Origin of the sequence: Burkholderia sp. RF7-non_BP4, from assembly GCF_001521935.1 — a bacterium.
In the GTDB taxonomy this organism is placed as follows: Bacteria; Pseudomonadota; Gammaproteobacteria; order Burkholderiales; family Burkholderiaceae; genus Burkholderia; species Burkholderia diffusa.
The window spans coordinates 45,264-61,601 of sequence record NZ_LOTA01000098.1 but is presented as its reverse complement, the minus strand read 5'-3'; the positions used below and the strand labels follow the sequence as shown (position 1 = coordinate 61,601).

At 70.0% G+C, this 16,338-nt stretch carries 15 protein-coding genes; 4 read left to right on the top strand and 11 right to left on the bottom strand.

The annotated features are described in order from the left end of the window. Window positions 1–35: 35 nt before the first annotated feature. From WS49_RS32600 to WS49_RS32570, 7 genes are all read right to left on the bottom strand, one after another. Window positions 36–1,622: a FadD3 family acyl-CoA ligase gene (locus tag WS49_RS32600; RefSeq protein WP_059537675.1), complete on the bottom strand. Its 1,587-nt coding sequence runs from the start codon at window positions 1,620–1,622 to the stop codon at window positions 36–38. 46 nt (window positions 1,623–1,668) lie between these two features. Beyond that, a complete protein-coding gene (locus WS49_RS32595; RefSeq protein ID WP_059537800.1) occupies window positions 1,669–2,718 on the bottom strand; it encodes a ferredoxin--NADP reductase in 1,050 nt (349 codons plus the stop codon). 10 nt (window positions 2,719–2,728) lie between these two features. Further along, the gene (locus WS49_RS32590; protein ID WP_059537672.1) at window positions 2,729–2,920 is read right to left on the bottom strand and encodes a hypothetical protein; all 192 of its coding nucleotides are present in this window, start codon (window positions 2,918–2,920) and stop codon (window positions 2,729–2,731) included. A 37-nt stretch (window positions 2,921–2,957) separates the two neighbouring features. Beyond that, on the bottom strand, window positions 2,958–3,476 hold the full coding sequence (locus WS49_RS32585) for a flavin reductase family protein (RefSeq protein ID WP_059951051.1): 519 nt from the start codon (window positions 3,474–3,476) through the stop codon (window positions 2,958–2,960). After that, on the bottom strand, window positions 3,476–5,233 hold the full coding sequence (locus WS49_RS32580) for an FAD-dependent oxidoreductase (protein WP_059537666.1): 1,758 nt from the start codon (window positions 5,231–5,233) through the stop codon (window positions 3,476–3,478). Before WS49_RS32580 ends, WS49_RS32585 begins: the two co-directional genes overlap by 1 nt. 10 nt (window positions 5,234–5,243) lie before the next feature. Next, on the bottom strand, window positions 5,244–6,437 hold the full coding sequence (locus WS49_RS32575; RefSeq protein WP_059537664.1) for an acyl-CoA dehydrogenase family protein: 1,194 nt from the start codon (window positions 6,435–6,437) through the stop codon (window positions 5,244–5,246). Window positions 6,438–6,608: 171 nt separating this feature from the next. Next, window positions 6,609–7,748 (bottom strand): LLM class flavin-dependent oxidoreductase, encoded by a 1,140-nt coding sequence (locus WS49_RS32570; RefSeq protein ID WP_059537661.1) that lies wholly within the window; start codon window positions 7,746–7,748, stop codon window positions 6,609–6,611. Between the two features lie 258 nt (window positions 7,749–8,006). Here WS49_RS32570 and WS49_RS32565 point away from each other — a divergent pair, with 258 nt between their 5' ends. Further along, window positions 8,007–8,357: a VOC family protein gene (locus tag WS49_RS32565; protein WP_057925050.1), complete on the top strand. Its 351-nt coding sequence runs from the start codon at window positions 8,007–8,009 to the stop codon at window positions 8,355–8,357. A gap of 282 nt (window positions 8,358–8,639) precedes the next feature. Beyond that, on the top strand, window positions 8,640–10,028 hold the full coding sequence (locus tag WS49_RS32560) for a DHA2 family efflux MFS transporter permease subunit (RefSeq protein ID WP_059537657.1): 1,389 nt from the start codon (window positions 8,640–8,642) through the stop codon (window positions 10,026–10,028). 29 nt (window positions 10,029–10,057) lie between these two features. On the opposite strand, the gene WS49_RS32555 is transcribed toward WS49_RS32560, so the two are convergent. Beyond that, complete coding sequence (locus tag WS49_RS32555; protein ID WP_059537654.1) at window positions 10,058–10,438, bottom strand: DUF4377 domain-containing protein; 381 nt, start codon at window positions 10,436–10,438, stop codon at window positions 10,058–10,060. A 241-nt stretch (window positions 10,439–10,679) separates the two neighbouring features. Here WS49_RS32555 and WS49_RS32550 point away from each other — a divergent pair, with 241 nt between their 5' ends. Further along, window positions 10,680–11,855, top strand: coding sequence for a helix-turn-helix transcriptional regulator (locus WS49_RS32550; RefSeq protein ID WP_059537651.1), 1,176 nt, complete (start codon window positions 10,680–10,682; stop codon window positions 11,853–11,855). A gap of 307 nt (window positions 11,856–12,162) precedes the next feature. Then, window positions 12,163–13,356 (top strand): tyrosine-type recombinase/integrase, encoded by a 1,194-nt coding sequence (locus WS49_RS32545; RefSeq protein ID WP_059537648.1) that lies wholly within the window; start codon window positions 12,163–12,165, stop codon window positions 13,354–13,356. 21 nt (window positions 13,357–13,377) lie between these two features. On the opposite strand, the gene WS49_RS32540 is transcribed toward WS49_RS32545, so the two are convergent. The 3 genes from WS49_RS32540 to WS49_RS32530 are packed head-to-tail and all read right to left on the bottom strand — an operon-like array spanning window position 13,378 to window position 16,199. Then, the gene (locus tag WS49_RS32540; protein ID WP_059537645.1) at window positions 13,378–13,596 is read right to left on the bottom strand and encodes a YXWGXW repeat-containing protein; all 219 of its coding nucleotides are present in this window, start codon (window positions 13,594–13,596) and stop codon (window positions 13,378–13,380) included. 42 nt (window positions 13,597–13,638) lie between these two features. After that, the gene (locus WS49_RS32535) at window positions 13,639–14,802 is read right to left on the bottom strand and encodes a DUF1501 domain-containing protein (RefSeq protein ID WP_059537642.1); all 1,164 of its coding nucleotides are present in this window, start codon (window positions 14,800–14,802) and stop codon (window positions 13,639–13,641) included. Between the two features lie 2 nt (window positions 14,803–14,804). After that, complete coding sequence (locus WS49_RS32530; RefSeq protein ID WP_059537639.1) at window positions 14,805–16,199, bottom strand: DUF1800 domain-containing protein; 1,395 nt, start codon at window positions 16,197–16,199, stop codon at window positions 14,805–14,807. Window positions 16,200–16,338: the final 139 nt, after the last annotated feature.

Here is a 16,338-nt window from a genome sequence, read left to right as displayed (position 1 = left end):
GTTCATCCCGTTGGTGACGTATCGCGCGCCGGCGGTCAGGCCGCCGCTTCGGTGCCCGCGCGCAGCCGGTACTTCAGCACCTTGCCGGCCGCGCTCGTCGGCAGTTGCTCGACGAACGTGAAATGCCGCGGCACCTTGTAGTTCGCCATGTTGCTGCGCGCCCAGTCGTTCAGCGCGGTGGCGTCGGTGTGCGCGCCGGGACGCAGCACGACGTATGCATGCCCGACTTCGCCGAGCCGCGTATCGGGCACGCCGACCAGCGCAACCTGCGCGATCGCCGGGTGCGCGGCCAGCAGCCGCTCGATCTCGGCTGGATAGCAGTTGAAGCCGCCGACGATGAACATGTCCTTGATCCGGTCGGTGATCTTCAGGTTGCCGTTCGCATCGACGCAGCCGAGGTCGCCGGTATGCAGCCAGCCGTCCGCGTCGACGGTTTCGCGCGTCGCGTCCGGCTGGTTGAAATAGCCGCGCATCACGTTGTAGCCGCGCACCCAGATCTCGCCGGTCTCGTCCGGCCCGAGCGCCGCGCCGTCCTGCCCCGCGATGCGCAACTCGACGCCCGGCATCGGTCGGCCCGAGGTGGAGGCGACCGTCTCCGCGTCGTCGCCATGCCGGCACAGCGTCGCGAACCCGCACGATTCCGTCAGCCCGTAGCCGGTCAGCACGGTCTCGAAGCCGAGCTCCGCGCGCATCCGCTCAATCAGGCTCGGCGCGATCGCGGCCGCGCCCGTCACCGCGATCCGCAGCGACGACAGGTCGCGCGTCGCGCGATCGGGCGCATCGAGCAGCGCGTAATACAGCGTCGGCGGGCCGGGCAGCACCGACACGCGTTCGTCGGCGATGCGCCGCAAAACGTCGGCGGGCTGGAACACGAGATGCGGCAGCACGGTCGCACCGCTCGACAGTGCGGCGAGCCAGCCTGCCTTGTAACCGAACGTATGGAAAAACGGATTGACGATCAGATAGCGGTCGTCCTGGCGCACGCCGGCGATCGCGGCCCACGCCTGTGCGGCCCGCAGGTTCTGGCCGTGCGCGGTCATCACGCCCTTCGGGCGGCCCGTCGTGCCGGACGTGAACATCAGGTCCATCACCGTATCCGGTGTCACCTGCGCCTCCCGCTCGCGCACGGCGGCGAGCGGCACCGCCGCACCGCGCGCGAGGAACGCGTTCCAGGTTTCGTCGCGCGCGCCGGACGGCGGTTCGCCGTCGAACACGACGACGCGTTCGAGCGTCGCGGGCCGATGCGGCGCGAGCATCGCCGGATAGGATTCGCCGAGGAAGGTGCCGCAGCAGAACAGCAGCCGCGCGCCGCCGTCATGCAGGATGCCGCCCACCTCCATGCCCTTCATCCGTGTGTTGACCGGCACGAGAATCGCGCCGACGGTATGGATCGCCAGCGCCGCGACGATCCATTGCGGCAGGTTCGGCGCCCATACGGCGATCCGGTCGCCCGCGTCGATGCCGCTCGCGAGCAGCGCGCGCGCCGCCTCGAGACGCGCCGCGTCGAGTTCCGCATAGGTCAGCCGGCCGTGCTCCGACTCGATCGCCGGATGCGCGCCGTGGCGCGCGGCAGCCCGCGCGATCAGCGCGGGCGTGGTGAGGATTTCGTTGTCCATCGTCATAGGCATCGCAACAGGGTTGCCGCGCGCGCCGCCGGCGCGCCACGGCTCAATCGGGGAACACCACGCGCAGTGCGTCGCTCGCGGGCCGCGCGCGGCAGGCGAGCGTCCAGCCGGCCGCGATCTCGTCGTCGTCGAGCACGTGGTTATCGTCGAGCGCCACCTCTCCGCGTTCGACGCGGCACATGCACGCGCCGCACTGCCCCATCCGGCAGGAATTCGGCGCGGGCAGGCCGGCGCGCAGCATCGCGTCGAGCAGCGTTTCGCCGGGCGCGCTGTCGAAGGCGAACGCCTCGCCATCGAGCACCGTCTCGATCGCCGCGCCATCGCCGGAGTCGGCCGCGGAAGTCGCTGCGGACGATGCCGCCGCGTCGCCCTGTGCCGGCGCATCGGGCAGCGACGCGAAGCGCTCGACATGCACGCGCGCGCGCGGCAGCCCGAGGCCGAGCATCGCGGCGAGCGCGTTCTCCATGAACATCGCCGGCCCGCAGATGAACGTTTCCTGCTGGCTGAACGGCCGCGCGAGCTCCTCGAGATGCCGCTGCTGCGGCACGCCCTGCACGCTGTCGAGCCAGTGGATCACGCGCAGGCGACCCGGATGGCGGTGCGCGAGCTGCCGCAGTTCGTCGCGGAAAATCACCGAGCGCTCGTCGCGGTTCGCATAGATCAGCGTCAGCATCCCGCGGCCGTGCACGAGCGCCGATTTCAGGATCGACAGCACCGGCGTAATGCCGCTGCCGCCCGCGAACAGCAGCAGGTCGCCGTCGAGCGTGCGCGGCGTGAACACGCCGGCCGGCGGCAGCACGTCGAGCGCATCGCCCGCACGGATGCGGTCGCACAGCCAGTTCGACGCACGGCCGTCGCGCACGCGCTTGACGGTGATCTTCGGTGCCGCGTCGATGCCCGGCGCGCTCGACAGCGAGTAACAGCGTGCGACGGTCGCGTCGGCGCACGGCACGTTCAGCGTCAGGAACTGGCCGGGCCGGTACGCGAACGCATCGCGCAACGCGGCGGGCACGTCGAACACGAACGAGCATGCGTCGTCGCTTTCGGCAATGACGTCGGCAACGGTCAGCCGGTGAAAACGGGAATCGCTCATCGCCGGCTCCTCATGCCGCACCGGCCGCATGCCGGCCGGTTTCGCCCGCGCGGATCCGTGCCGGGTTCGACGCGAGCGCCGGCGCGATGCATGCGAACGCGTTCGGCACTTGCGTTGCCGCAGCACCGATCAACGGCACGAGCGCTCGCATGATCGTTGTGTCCGCATCGTTCGCGATATTGCGGTTCAGTCTGCGTGTCATGAGTCGTCTCTTTCCGATGCGGTCAAGCACGCGGCCGTCACGCGGCCGCGCGGTTCGCAGGCGCGCCCGGCGTCGTATATGCGCCGTCGAGATAGACGAGCGGATCGACGTCGCCGCTCATCAGCACTTCGCGGATTCGCCCGATGAACACCGTATGCGTGCCGTATTCGAAACGGCCGTCCTGCTCGCACACGAGGCTCGCCTGCGAATCGTGCAGATACGGGACGCCGAGCGGCGACGTGCGCCACTCGCCCGTCGTGAAGCGCGCCTCGCCCTTCAGGCGGCCGCTGCAGTCGATCGCGATGCCTTCGTGGCGTGCCGACAGCACGTTCACGCAGAACGGCGCACCGGCGTCGAGCGGCGGATACAGCGACGCATTGCGGTTGATGCAGATCAGCAGCGACGGCGGCTCGGTCGACAGCGAATCGACCGCCGTCGCGGACATCGAGTAGCGCCGGCCGTCGTGCGCGCTGCTGATGACCGTGACGGAGCGCGCGAGGCGGCGCATCGCCAGCAGCATGTCGGTGCGCAGCGGATGGGTAGTGAGATCGCTCATCATTGGACTCCGTCTAGTTCAGTCGTGGACGGCCGGTCCGACCGGCCGCCGGCGTCGGCCGCTTGCGCGGCCAGGTGGTCGGCGGCAATGAACCCGAAGGTCATCGCCGGACCGAGCGTCGAGCCCGCGCCGGGGTAGCTCGCGCCCATCACCGATGCACTGGTGTTGCCGATCGCGTACAGGCCGTCGACCGGCGCGCCGTCGGCGCGCAGCACGCGCGCGTGCGCGTCGGTGACGAGCCCGCCCTTCGTGCCGATGTCGCCCGCGTCGATCCGCACCGCATAGAACGGCGCCTCGTCGACCGGCCCGAGACACGGATTCGGCTGGTTCCTCGGATCGCCGTAATACGTGTCGAACAGGTTGTCGCCCTTGCCGAACGCCTCGTCGATACCGGTTGCCGCGTAACGCGCCATGTCGCGCAGCGTGTCGTGCAGCCCGGCCGCATCGACGCCGATCCGCGCGGCGAGCGCATCGATCGTGTCGGCCGTCACGAGCACGTCGCGAAACGCGTCCGGAATCCGCGAATCGGGCATCATCGGCGCCGGCATGATCGGACCGCACGGATACTTGCGGCGAAAGCGCGCATCGAACACCATCCACGCCGGCACGCACGCGCCGGTGCTTGCATGGTCGCGATACATCGCCGGCACGAATTCGGAATACGGCGCGGCTTCGTTGACGAAGCGCTTGCCGAGGCCGTTGACGATCACGCAGCCCGGCAGGTTGCGTTCGACGAACAGCGCGCGCTGCTTCTCCTCGCCCGCGACGCCGACCGTCGGCGCGCCCCAGACGTGTTCCATCAGCGCGAGCGCGCCGCCGAGCCGGTGGCCTTCGGCGATCGCGTCGCCGGTGTTGGCCGGCGGCGTCGCGCTCCATCGCATCTGCGTCGGTTGCGGCAGGTAGCGTTCGCGCATCGGCTGGTTGCGCTCGAAACCGCCCGCGCCGAGGATCACGCCGCGCCGCGCGACGATCGTCACCGGCTGCCCGAAGCGCTGCGCGCGCACGCCCGTCACGCGGCCGTCGACGTCGAGCAGGTCGCGCATCGGCGTGTCGAGCCAGACGGGCACGTTGCGCTCGAGCAGCGCGCGGCGCAGCCCGCCGATCAACGCATTGCCGAGCGTCAGGCGCCGGTCGCGCCGCGTGCGGCGACGCACGCCGACATCGAGCCAGTAGCGGCCGAATTGCGCGATCGCGAGCTTCATGAAGCCCGGCCCGCGCGAGAACAGCGTGTGCGCCTCCTTCGACGTCACGGCCACGCGGCCGCCGATCAGCGTGCCGGGCGACGGCGGACGCAGCCGGTCGAGCTCGTCGCCGAGCAGCGCACCGTCGAACGGCAGCGGATCGAGCGCGCGATAGCCCGGCATCGCGCCCGGCAGCTTCTGGAAATAGTCCGCGTACTTCGGTAGCGCCTGGTAGCGCACGGGTGTCTTCGTTTCGAGGTAACGCAACATCGCGGGCGCCTGGTCGAGATACGCGTCGAGCCGCTCGCGCGACGATGCGCCGGCCGTGCACGCATCGAGATAGCGGCGCGCGGCCTCGCGCGTATCGGTCGCGCCGAGTTCCGCGATGTGGTGGTTGCACGGTATCCAGATGCCGCCGCCGGAGATCGCCGACGTGCCGCCGTACAGCGCCGTCTTCTCGATCACGACGACGGACAGCCCGCGGTCGGCCGCGCGGCATGCCGCGAGCAGCGCGCCCGCGCCCGAGCCGACGACCACGACGTCGAACACGTATTGCTGCGCTTGCGTGTCGTTCATCGCGGCCTCGTCAGATGAAGTAGTCCGTGTTCTCGCGGCCGAGCATCACGGCGCCGAGGTTCTGGCCGAAGCGGTCCACGTTGTTCGCGTAGTGCGCGCGGGCCGCGTGCAGGTCGAGGAAGCGGCGCACCAGCGGATTGCGGTGATAGATGCCGTTGCCGCCCGCATAGCGCAGCAGCGCGTTCGCGGCCTGCGCGCAGCGCTCGGCGACCTGCGCGGACTGGTAGCGGAAATGCACGCGGCGCTCGATCGACACGGCCGGCCCGCCCGTCACCGACGCCATCAGTTCTGCGAAATTGCGCTTGAGCAGCACCTTCATCTCGTCGATCGCGACGGCCGCGTTCGCGCACGCGTTCTGCGCGCCCGGATCGTCGGTCGTCTTCGCGCCGCTGTTGGCCGACACGCGCGTGGCCGCATAGCCGGTGAAATCGTCGAGCGCGCCCTGCAGCGCGCCGATGCACGACGTGCACACCGCGCGCACGAAGATCTGCGCGAACGGCAGCTTGAACAGCGGCGCGTCGTTGACGGCCAGGCCCGGGCTCGTGCCCATCATCCCGTCGAGCGCCTTGTGCGTGCGATACGCGGGCACGAACACGTCGTCGACGACGATGTCGTGGCTGCCGGTCGCGCGCAGGCCGAGCACGTCCCAGTCCTGCTGGATCCGGTAGTCGGATTTCGGCAGCAGGAACGTGCGGTATTCCGGCGGCTGGCCGGCCTCGGCTGCCGGCACCAGCGCACCGAGGAACACCCATTCGCACAGTTCGCTGCCGCTCGAGAACTTCCAGTGACCGGACAGGCGGAAGCCGCCTTCGACCGGCGTCACGCGGCCGACCGGCATGTAGGTCGACGCGATCAGCGTCGCGGGATCCTTGCCCCACACGTCCTGCTGCGCGCGTTCGTCGAACAGCGCGAGCTGCCAGTTGTGCACGCCGACGACGCCGTACACCCATGCCGTCGACATGCAGCCGCGCGCGAGCGCCATCTGGATGTCGAAGAAGGTCTGCGGATCGAGCTCGTAGCCGCCGTAGCGCTTCGGCTGCAGCACCTTGAAGAAGCCGGCGGCCTGCATGTCGGCGATCGTCTCGGCCGGGATGCGGCCCTGCGCTTCCGCCTGCGCGGCGCGGCCGGCAAGCGTCGGCGCCAGCGCCTCGGCCCGGGCGATCAGGGTGGCGGCCAGTGCGTTCGAATCGTTGTCGCGGTGCACGAATGTCTCCTGTGATACGGGGCGCGCGCGGCGGCGCTCATCCCGGTCTCTCTCTAAGTGGTTCGTCGCGGCCGGCGCCGCGAGCGAGGGCTCCTGCCGACGATGCTCGGGCTCGCGCGGCCGCGCCGCATCGTCCGAAGGGACGACGGGCGCGGCGCGGCCCGGCCCGCCTTACGCGCAGGCGCGCTCCTTCTCCTTGTTGAAAAACGGGATCACGTGCTCGCCGATGTTGCGGATCGTCTCCATCTGCGCGTCGTGCGGGACCGTGCCCATCTGGCAGAGGAACAGCACTTCGTCGACGCCCGCTTCCTGCAGGCGACCCACGTAGCCGATGCAGTCGTCCACCGTGCCGTACGCGTGGTTCGGGTTCATCATCGCGAGCGCCGGATCGGCGAAGTTCACGACGACTTCCTCCGACGCGAAGCGCGAACGGATCACCATCTCGCCGGTGTCGGCCTGCACGAGGTCGTCGCCCCACTTCGCCGGGTCCGGACGCTCGCCGCCCGTGTACCAGTACGCGAGCGATTCCATGAAGTAGCGCTGGCCGCGGATGCCGATCTTGCGGGCCTTCTGGCCGTCGGCCATCACGACCGTCGGGCACAGCGCCGCGAGGTGCTGGGTCGGGCGGAAGCCGACCTGGTCTTCCGGCTTGCGGTTCGCCCATGCCTCGCGATAGATCGCGTTCTTCTTCGCGACTTCGTCGGGGCCGCCGAAGCCGAGCACCAGCGCGCCCATCCCGCGCTGGCCGGCACGCAGCAGCGCGTCGGTGTTCGTGCAGGCGAGATACATCGGCGGATGCGGATCCTGGAACGGCTTCGGGTGGATCGGACGCTTCGGAATCTTGATGTACGTGCCGTCGTGCTCGATCTCGTCCTGCACGAACATCTTCGGGACCAGGTACATCGACTCGTCGATCATCGGCTGCAGTTCGTTGAGGTCGTAGCCGAACGCGCCCGCTTCCTGCTGGCTGCCGCCCTTGCCGACGCCGAAATGCACGCGGCCGCCCGACAGGATGTCGAGCAGCGCGACGCGCTCGGCCACCTTGATCGGATGGTTCATCGCCGGCGGCAGGCACACGACGCCGTGACCGAGGCCGATGCGCGTCGTGCGCCCGGCCAGGTACGCAAGGAAGGTTTCCGGCGCGCTCATGTGCGCATAGTTGGTCAGCGACGTGTGCTCCACGCACCAGATCGTGTCGAAACCGACCTGCTCGGCCAGCAGCGCCTGCTCGACCGTCTCCTTGAACACCCGGTGGTCGCCCTCGCGCGATGCGTCGGTGGTCTGGGCTTCGTAGATGAGGGAAAACTTCATTGCGTGCGTCTCCATGTATGTTGGACGAGTCGGGGTCGTGCAGCCGCCCGCACGATACGGACGAATAGCGACGGTCCACGGATGGGAGTGTCGGCGCGCGGGCCCGCACGGGCATCGTCTGTTTGGAGTAACGGCATGCATGCGGGGACAGAGGGGTTTCACCGTCATCCGAACAGACTGCGTCGCGGCCGGCACCGCGCGCTAGCATCGAACGACGGCCCGGTGCGGCCGTACACATCACGACGAGGGAGAGAGGGAATGAAGGTATCGATGCTGCTGTACCCGGTCGACGACATCGACACGGCCTTGCCGCTGTTCGTCGACGGGCTCGGCCTGAACGTGAAGTTCCGCGACGGCGACCGCTATTGCGCGCTCGACGGCGGCCCGCTGACGATCGCGCTGGTGGCCGGCGACGAGCAGATCGTCGAACGCGCGGCGCTCACGCTGCGCGTGGACGAGGACGACGACCTGTACGCGGCGATGGCGCGGGTCGTGAAGGCCGGCGCGTCGGTGCGCGTGCCGGTGCAGGCGGGGCCGCACGAATACCGCGCGGTGCTGGAGGACCGCAACGGCGCGCTGCTGGTGATTTCGCAGAAACGCGCCGCGTGACGCGGCCACGTGTGGCGCGCGTGCCACGCGATCCGGCCGGCGGGAACCCGGCCGGATGCCGCGGGAACGATCGGTGTCGGGTCATGAGCCAGACGGGATCGAGCGCCCCGCCGCTTCATCGGCACGTTCGATGACGGTCAATGCCGTCGGGCAGCTTCCCGATGGCCACCGGAATCGGTACCATCGAACGCTTGAAGACCGGCCGTGCGCCGGCGCGAGCCTGCCGGGCCGCGTCGCCCGTCACGTCGCCGCCGCGCCGGTCGCCGCACTCGCCGTTTCGTCATGTCCCGCGAACCCTCACACTCCGCGCTGCTGTGGATCGTCGCCGCCGCGTTCTTCATGCAGTCGCTCGACACGACGATCGTCAACACCGCGCTGCCGTCGATCGCGCAAAGCCTGCATGCGTCGCCGCTCGCGATGCAGCCGGTCGTGGTCGTCTACACGCTGACGATGGCGATGCTCACGCCGGCGTCCGGCTGGCTCGCCGACCGGTTCGGCACGCGCCGCGTGTTCTCGCTCGCCATCCTGGTGTTCTCGCTCGCGTCGATCGGCTGCGCGGCGTCGCACACGCTCGGCCAGCTCGTCGTCGCGCGCGCCGTGCAGGGCATCGGCGGCTCGATGCTGCTGCCGATCGGGCGGCTCGCGGTGTTGCGCCGCGTGCCGGGCGAACGGTACGTCGCGGCGATCGCGTTCGTGTCGATCGCCGCGCAGCTCGGCCCGATCGTCGGGCCGACGCTCGGCGGCTGGCTCACGCAGGCGATTTCCTGGCACTGGGTGTTCATCGTCAACGTGCCGGTCGGCATGGTCGGCTTCCTCGCGGTGCAGCGCTTCCTGCCGCACGATCAGGCAATGCAGCCGCCGCCGTTCGACTTCGTCGGCTGCGCGCTGCTGTCGGTCGCGATGATCGCACTGTCGCTCGCGATCGATCCGCCGATGCCCGCGCACCGCAGCGGCTGGGCCATCGGGCTCGCCGTGCTGGGCGTGGCGAGCGCGCTCGCGTACCTGCCCCATGCGCGGCGCCGTGCGCAGCCGCTGTTCCGGCTCGGATTGTTCCGCGAGCCGAACTTCGGTGCGGGGCTGCTCGGCAACCTGCTGTGCCGGATCGGCACGAGCGCCGTGCCGTTCATGCTGCCGCTGCTGATGCAGGTGCAGCTCGGCTATACGCCGCTGCGGTCGGGGATGATGATGCTGCCGGCCGCGATCGCCGGCGTGATCGCGAAGCGCTGGATCGCGCCGCTCGCGAAACGCTTCGGCTATGCGACGTTCCTGATCGTGAACACGGGGATCGTCGGCTGCGCGATCGCGGGGTTCGCGCTGGTCTCGGCACGGCCCGCGCCGGCACTGGAGATTGCGTTGCTGATCGTGTTCGGCGCCGCGAACTCGATGCAGTTCGCCGCGATGAACGCCGTGACGCTGAAGGGCCTGTCGCACGCCGACGCCGGCAGCGGCAACAGCCTGTTCACGATGATGCAGATGCTGGCGATGGGGCTCGGCGTGTCGATCGGCGGCGGGCTCGTGAACCTGTTCGCCGCGCATTGGGGCTCGATGGCGAACGGCTTCGTGCTGTCGTTCGTCTGCATGGGCTCGGTCACGCTGCTGTCGTCCGTCGTGTTCCGGCGGATCGATGCCGCTGCGCCGCCGAGGCCGGTCGCGCAGCGCCCGTCCGCGTAAGCGGCGCCACGGGCGGGCACGGCCGGCCGTCAGTTCACCTGACGGCGCTCGACGACCCGCTTGAGCACCCAGCGGATCGACGAACCGTCGGCCGGCGGCTGCGCGACGCGGTATTCGTCGACTTCCAGCACATATTGATAGCCGGGCTGGTACGCAAAGCCCTCGATACCGGCGTACCACAGGCTCCACGGCTCCGCCGGGCTGCTGCGCACCTGCAGGCAGTCCATCGGCGTGACGCCCGTGCAGCGCGCCGCCTGCGGCGCGACATACACGGTCCGTGTCACGGGCCGGCCGTCGGCCGGGCGAGCCGCGCGCGCGTCCGTCGCGGCCGCGTCGGTCTGGCATCCGGCGAGCAGCGTGCTGCCTGCGATCATGGCCGCGCCGAGCAGCGTTCTGGTCTTGCGAATCATCGGGGGTTCCTCGGGAAGCGTTGGCGGGCCGATTAGACGAACGGCGTTTCGGGAAAGTTCACGAATTGCTTACAACGGCGTGCCGCCACCCTCATTCGTGCGATGTCGCGCGTGCGCCGGCGCGCTACCGTATTCCGGTGCAGGCCGCTGCGCGCCGCCGCCGGCGGTCCGGATACGCCCGTGCACGCACCCGCACGCCCGGCGCACCGCGACCCGGCGGCGGCAACAGGAGACAACCCCGATGACCACGGCGCCCCCGGCCCTTCCCCCGAGCCTTGCCCGATCGAGCCTGACGCTCGAGCAGTTCGACACGCTGCTCGCGACCATCTACGAAGGCCCGCTGGAGGACTTGCCATGGGGCGGCGCCCTCGAACGGATCCGCGCGCACCTGGACGCGAACTACGTGACGATGATCCTGCGCTGGCCCGCCAGCGGTCACACGGGGCTGATGATCAATGCGTCCGGGCACGGCGCGCCGCTGCCGGGCGTCGCCTCGTACAACAACTACTATTACGCGCTCGATCCGTTCGTGAACCTGCCGAGCGATCGCGTCGTCACCGTCGACGAACTGCTCGGCGTCGGCGTGTGGCGCGGCAGCGCGATGTATCGCGAGTTTCTCGAGCCGTTCGACGTCGGCTACCTGATGGGCGCGGACCTGCGCACGCCCGACGGGATCGAATGCCGGTTCCGCGTGTGCCGCTCGCATCACGGCCGCGCGTTCTCCGTGACCGACAAGGCCGTCTGCAACGCGCTGCTGCCGCACCTGAAGCGTGCGGTGCGCCTGCATGCGAAGTTCGGGATGGTCGAATCGGAGCGCATGCTGTACGCGAGCACGATCGACCGCATGCTCGTCGCGACCGCGATCCTCGACGAGCGCGGCACGATCATGAAGACCAACTCCGTCGCGGACGAGATCTTCGCCGAATGCGACGGCCTGCGCGTGCGCGGCGGCACGCTCGAGGCCGCGTATCCGCTGGAGAACCGCAAGCTGCAGAAGCTGATCCGGCAGGTGCTCGCGGAGCGCGCGGGCGGCGCGCCGACGGTCGCGCAGGCGATCGCCGTGCCGCGCCCGTCCGGCAAGCCGCCGCTCGGCGTGCTGATCCGCACGGTCCCGCTCAGCGAATGGTCGGAGGACAATCCGCGCCGGCCCGCGTGCGCGATCTTCATCCGCGATGGCGAACGCAAGTCGCAGGCGTCGCACGACATCGTGCGCAAGCTGTTCGACCTCACGCCGGCCGAGACCGCCCTGGCGCTCGCGCTCGTCAACGGATCGACGCTCGAGGAAGCAGCCGACGAGCTCGACATCAGCAAGAACACCGCGCGCTCGCATCTGCGCGCGATCTTTTCGAAGACGGGCGTCACGCGGCAGGCGACGCTCGTGCGGACGTTGCTGAACAGCGTGTTGTCGCTGGGGTGAGGTGCGCGAAACATGGCGGCTTATCGTCACTTTGACGCTGAACGTGTCATCGCTCTTCTACGACTATCAGCACTATCGATTCGGATTGAACCATGCGCTGCTTCTCATCGCCGCAGTACTGCTGCTGACACCGGAAAGCAGGAAATGGTTCGCGCCTGAACGACCGATGTAGACGGTATAAGCGCCAACTGGACACTCATTGCGTTTCGCCAAATGACGATCGTGTATTACCATCGACGCTTCCTCGTACGCTTCGTCGCGCCGCGTGCGCCCGCCCGGTCATCGGCGAGCCGCGCCCCCTCTTCGCATGACCTCACCCGTTCCGTCCGGCATCGCGCTGCGGCCGCAGCCGATCGATACGCTGACCGTGCCGGCCGCGCTCGACGGACGCGCGGGCACCAACCGCTCGACCAGCGCGCATCCGCAGATCGCCGCGACGCATGATCTCGACGCCGTGCGCGCGTGGCTCGCGCGCTTCGTCGACACGCCCACCACGTTCCAGAATTACCGCAAGGAAGCCGAACGCCTGCTGCTGTGGGCCGTGATCGCGTGCGGCAAGCCGCTGTCGTCGCTCACGCACGAGGATCTCGTCGGCTACCGGCAGTTCCTGCTCGCTCCCGCGCCCGCCGAACTCTGGTGCGCGAACGGCGGCCGCAAGCATCCGCGCGGCGACCCGCGCTGGCGGCCGTTCTACGGCCCGCTGTCGGCGGCCAGCCAGCGGCAGGCGATGGTGATCCTGAACGTGATGTTCTCGTGGCTCGTGCAGGCCGGCTATCTCGCCGGCAATCCGCTCGCGCTGTCCCGGCAGCGGCAACGACGGCCCGCGCCGCGCGTCACGCGCCATCTCGGGCCGCCGCTGTGGCAGGCGGTCAAGGACGCGATCGCCGCGATGCCGCGCGACGACGCGCGCGCCGCCCTCCATGCGGATCGCGCGCGCTGGGTGTTCACGCTGCTGTATCTCGGCGGGCTGCGCATCACCGAAGCAGCCGACACCACGATGGGACACTTCTTTGCACGGCGCGATGCGAACGGGCGCGACCGCTGGTGGCTCGACGTGACCGGCAAAGGCGGCCGGCAGCGGCTCGTGCCGGCCACCGCCGAGATGATGGCCGAGCTCGCGCGCTACCGGCGCGCGCATGGCCTGCCCGCGCAGCCGGCCGACGGCGAACCCACGCCGCTCGTGCTGCCGGCCAATCGCACGCGCAAGCCGCTCACACGCGCGGCGCTGCACCGGATCGTGAAGCAGGTGTTCCGGTTCGCGGCCGATCGGTTGCGAGCGCAAGGGAATGGAGGCGAGGAACAGGCGCGCGTGCTCGAACAGGCATCCGCGCACTGGCTGCGCCACAGTGCGGGCTCGCACATGGCCGATGGCCGCGTCGACCTGCGGCTCGTGCGCGACAACCTCGGGCACGTGTCGCTGACGACGACGAGCCAGTATCTGCACGCGGACGACGACTGGCGGCACAGCGAAACCGAGGAGAAGCATCGGATCGGTTGGTGAGCGACGCGCCGTGCGCGCGCTTCAATACACGGCCACCCAATGTCCGGGCACCCACGCCCAGTGGTTGCCGGCCCAGCGGTAATGGCCCTTCGCCCAGCGATAACCGGGCGCGGGCGGCGGCGGCGCCACCTCGACGACCGGCGCGGGCTGCGGCGGCCGAGCCGGTTCCACCACGCAGGCGGACATCAGCACGGCACTCATCGTCGCCACCACGGCGAGCGATACGGATCGGATCTTCATCATCGATTCTCCCTGTTGTGTCATATGTCATCGGCTCGCGCGTCACGCGGTTGCGCGAACGAGGCCCGTCATCGGCCGCGTCGCGCCGCTTTGCGCGAACAGCGTGACCGCGATATGGCCGGGATCGAGCCGCAGGCTTTCGGCGGCCGCGCCCGCGATCAGCGCATCGAGCGACGCGGTCGGCTTCAGGTCGCGCCCTTCGTACAAGTCGCCCGGCCGCAAGCCGGGCCAGTCGGCGATCACGCGCCCGCCCGCGACCGCCCCGCCCGCCAGCATCGCGACCGACGCCTGCCCGTGATCGGTGCCGCCCGTGCCGTTCGCGGCGGCGGTGCGGCCGAACTCGGTCGCGACGAGCACCGTGGTCTGCTGCCACACGGGCCCGAGTCCGTCGCGCAACGCGGCGAGCATCGTGTCGAGTGCCTTCAGCTGATTCGCGAGCCGCGCGTTCTGCGCGCTGTGCGTGTCCCAGCCGCCCGTCTCGATCATCGCGATCCGCGGGCCGTCGTCGCGCGCGAGAAACGTCGCCGCAAGCTTGCCGACGCCCGCCGGATCCTGGCGCGCATGCGCATCGCCGGCGAGGCCCCGCGCGGCCATCGCCGACTGCCACAGCGGCCCGAGCTGCGCGTCGGCCTCGTAAAGCGCCGATACGCGCGCGAGCAGGTCGTCCGGTGCGGCCGGCAGACCGGACGCCGCATACGACGCGGCCTGCACGCTGCCGCGCAACGCGAGCGGCACCGTCGGCGCGAACGCGATCGCGCGGTCGCGCGTCGCCGGCAACATCGCGGCGAGCCGGTTCAGCCAGCCGTCCCTCACCTGGTACGGCGCGCGCCCGCCCGTCTCCAGAACGTTCTGGCCGTCGAAATGCGAGCGGTCGCGATACGGCGACGCGATCGCGTGGACGAACAGCGCCTGCTTGTCGCGAAACATCTGCGCCGTCTGCACGAGCGACGGATGGAGCGCGAACGTGCCGTCGATGCGCGTCGCCGCTGCAGCGTCGATCGCCAGCGGGCCGCGCAGCGACGCATACGCCGGTTCCGCATACGGGACGACGATGTTCAGCCCGTCGGCGGCGCCGCGCTGGATCACGAATACAAAGCGCCGGTCGGTTTCGACGTTCGCGAACACGATCCGCGGCGCGACGAGGATCGCGCCTGCACCGGCCGCGGCGACGCTCAGGAAATGTCGACGGGTCAAGGATCGGGCCATGTTCATCTCCGTTGGAAATCGGGCGACACGAGCAGCAGCGCGAGCGACGTGGTCGCGCTTTCGGCACGCGACAGCGCGGTCGCCGTCGGCGCGCTCAGCGAGCCGGCCAGCAGCGTATTGCCGAGCGTGCGCGGGTCGAGCCGGTCGCCCGTGCGTGCAGCCAGCCGCTGCGCGATCTCGACGCGGCGCACCAGCGCGTCGGGCGCGGCCCAGCTCGCGGCAACGTCGTCGTAACCGGCCGGCGACCCGGGCCGCCATACCGGCTGACCGAGCTGCGCGAGCAGCGGCGCGGCCTTCAGGTCGCCCGTGTCGCGCCAACCGAGCCCGCGCAGCGACGACACGGCCCACTCCCACGGCGTCTTGAACTTCCGATTGACCGGCGACCACGCATCGGGCGCATCGACCAGCGCACGGTAGACGGTCGGCAAATCGCCGCCGCTCGTCTCGAATGCGCGGGCGAGCCGGTCGGTAAGCGCGGGCGGCGGATTGTCGGCGACGAAATGACGGGCGAGCTGGAACGCGATATGCCGGCCCGTCGCCGGCGAACGTGCCAGATCGGCCAGGATCGCGCGTGCCTGCGCTTCGCCCTGCTGGTCGTACGTGCGTCCCATCACCGTGCGGGTGCCCGGCTCGTGCAGCTTCGGGCGGAACACGAAAGCGCCCGGCGCCGCATCGCCGGGCTGCGGCCCGCGTCCGCCCGCGATGCTCCAGCCGGTCAGCGCGCGCGCGAATTCCGTCACGTCCGTTTGGGTGTAGCCGGTCCGTACGCCGAGCGTATGCAGTTCCATGATTTCGCGCGCGAGGTTCTCGTTGAGGCCGCGTCGCGCCGCCGGATTGCGGGCTTCAGCACGCAGCGCGGCCGGGCTGTCGGGGCCGACCGAGCGCGCCTGGTCGAGGAACAGCTGCATCGCGGGATGCTGCTCGACGGCGACGAGCATGTCCTCGAAGCGGCCGAGCACGTGCGGGCGGATCGCATCGCGCTCGAATGCGCCCGCATACGCGGCCACCTGCCCCTTGTCGACCGACACCGCGAAATGGTTCGCCCAGAAATGCACCAGACGCTCGACGAACGGCGCGGGCGTGACGAGCGCGCCGTTCAGTCGTGCGGCGACCGCGCTGCGATATGCGTCGTAGCCGTCGCGGCGGATCGACTGCTCGGTCGCACGCTTGGCCGCCGCGTCGTCGCTCGTCATCGCGTTGCGGGTCGTCGCGAAGCGCGTGGCGAGCGTGACCGCGTCGGGTTCACCGGCCCATGCGGCCGGCCTCGGGTCGTAACGGTCGAACTGGGCGACCAGCGCGGCCTTCGGATCGACAGGCGGCGCTTCGTCGGGCCGCGCGCCGAGACCGAAACGGTTCAGCGCGATGGCGGCCGGTGAGATGTCGTTCGGATGGTCCATGACGGGGGCTCTCGCGATGCGTACCCGTGTTTAACGGTGGCTGGCGGGAAATCCGTCGCGGGATGAGCGAAATATTTGGTTCTTCGTGGATTTGCGTGGTGGTCGGTTGTCGAGCCCTTGCTGCCGGTCGACCGCTCGG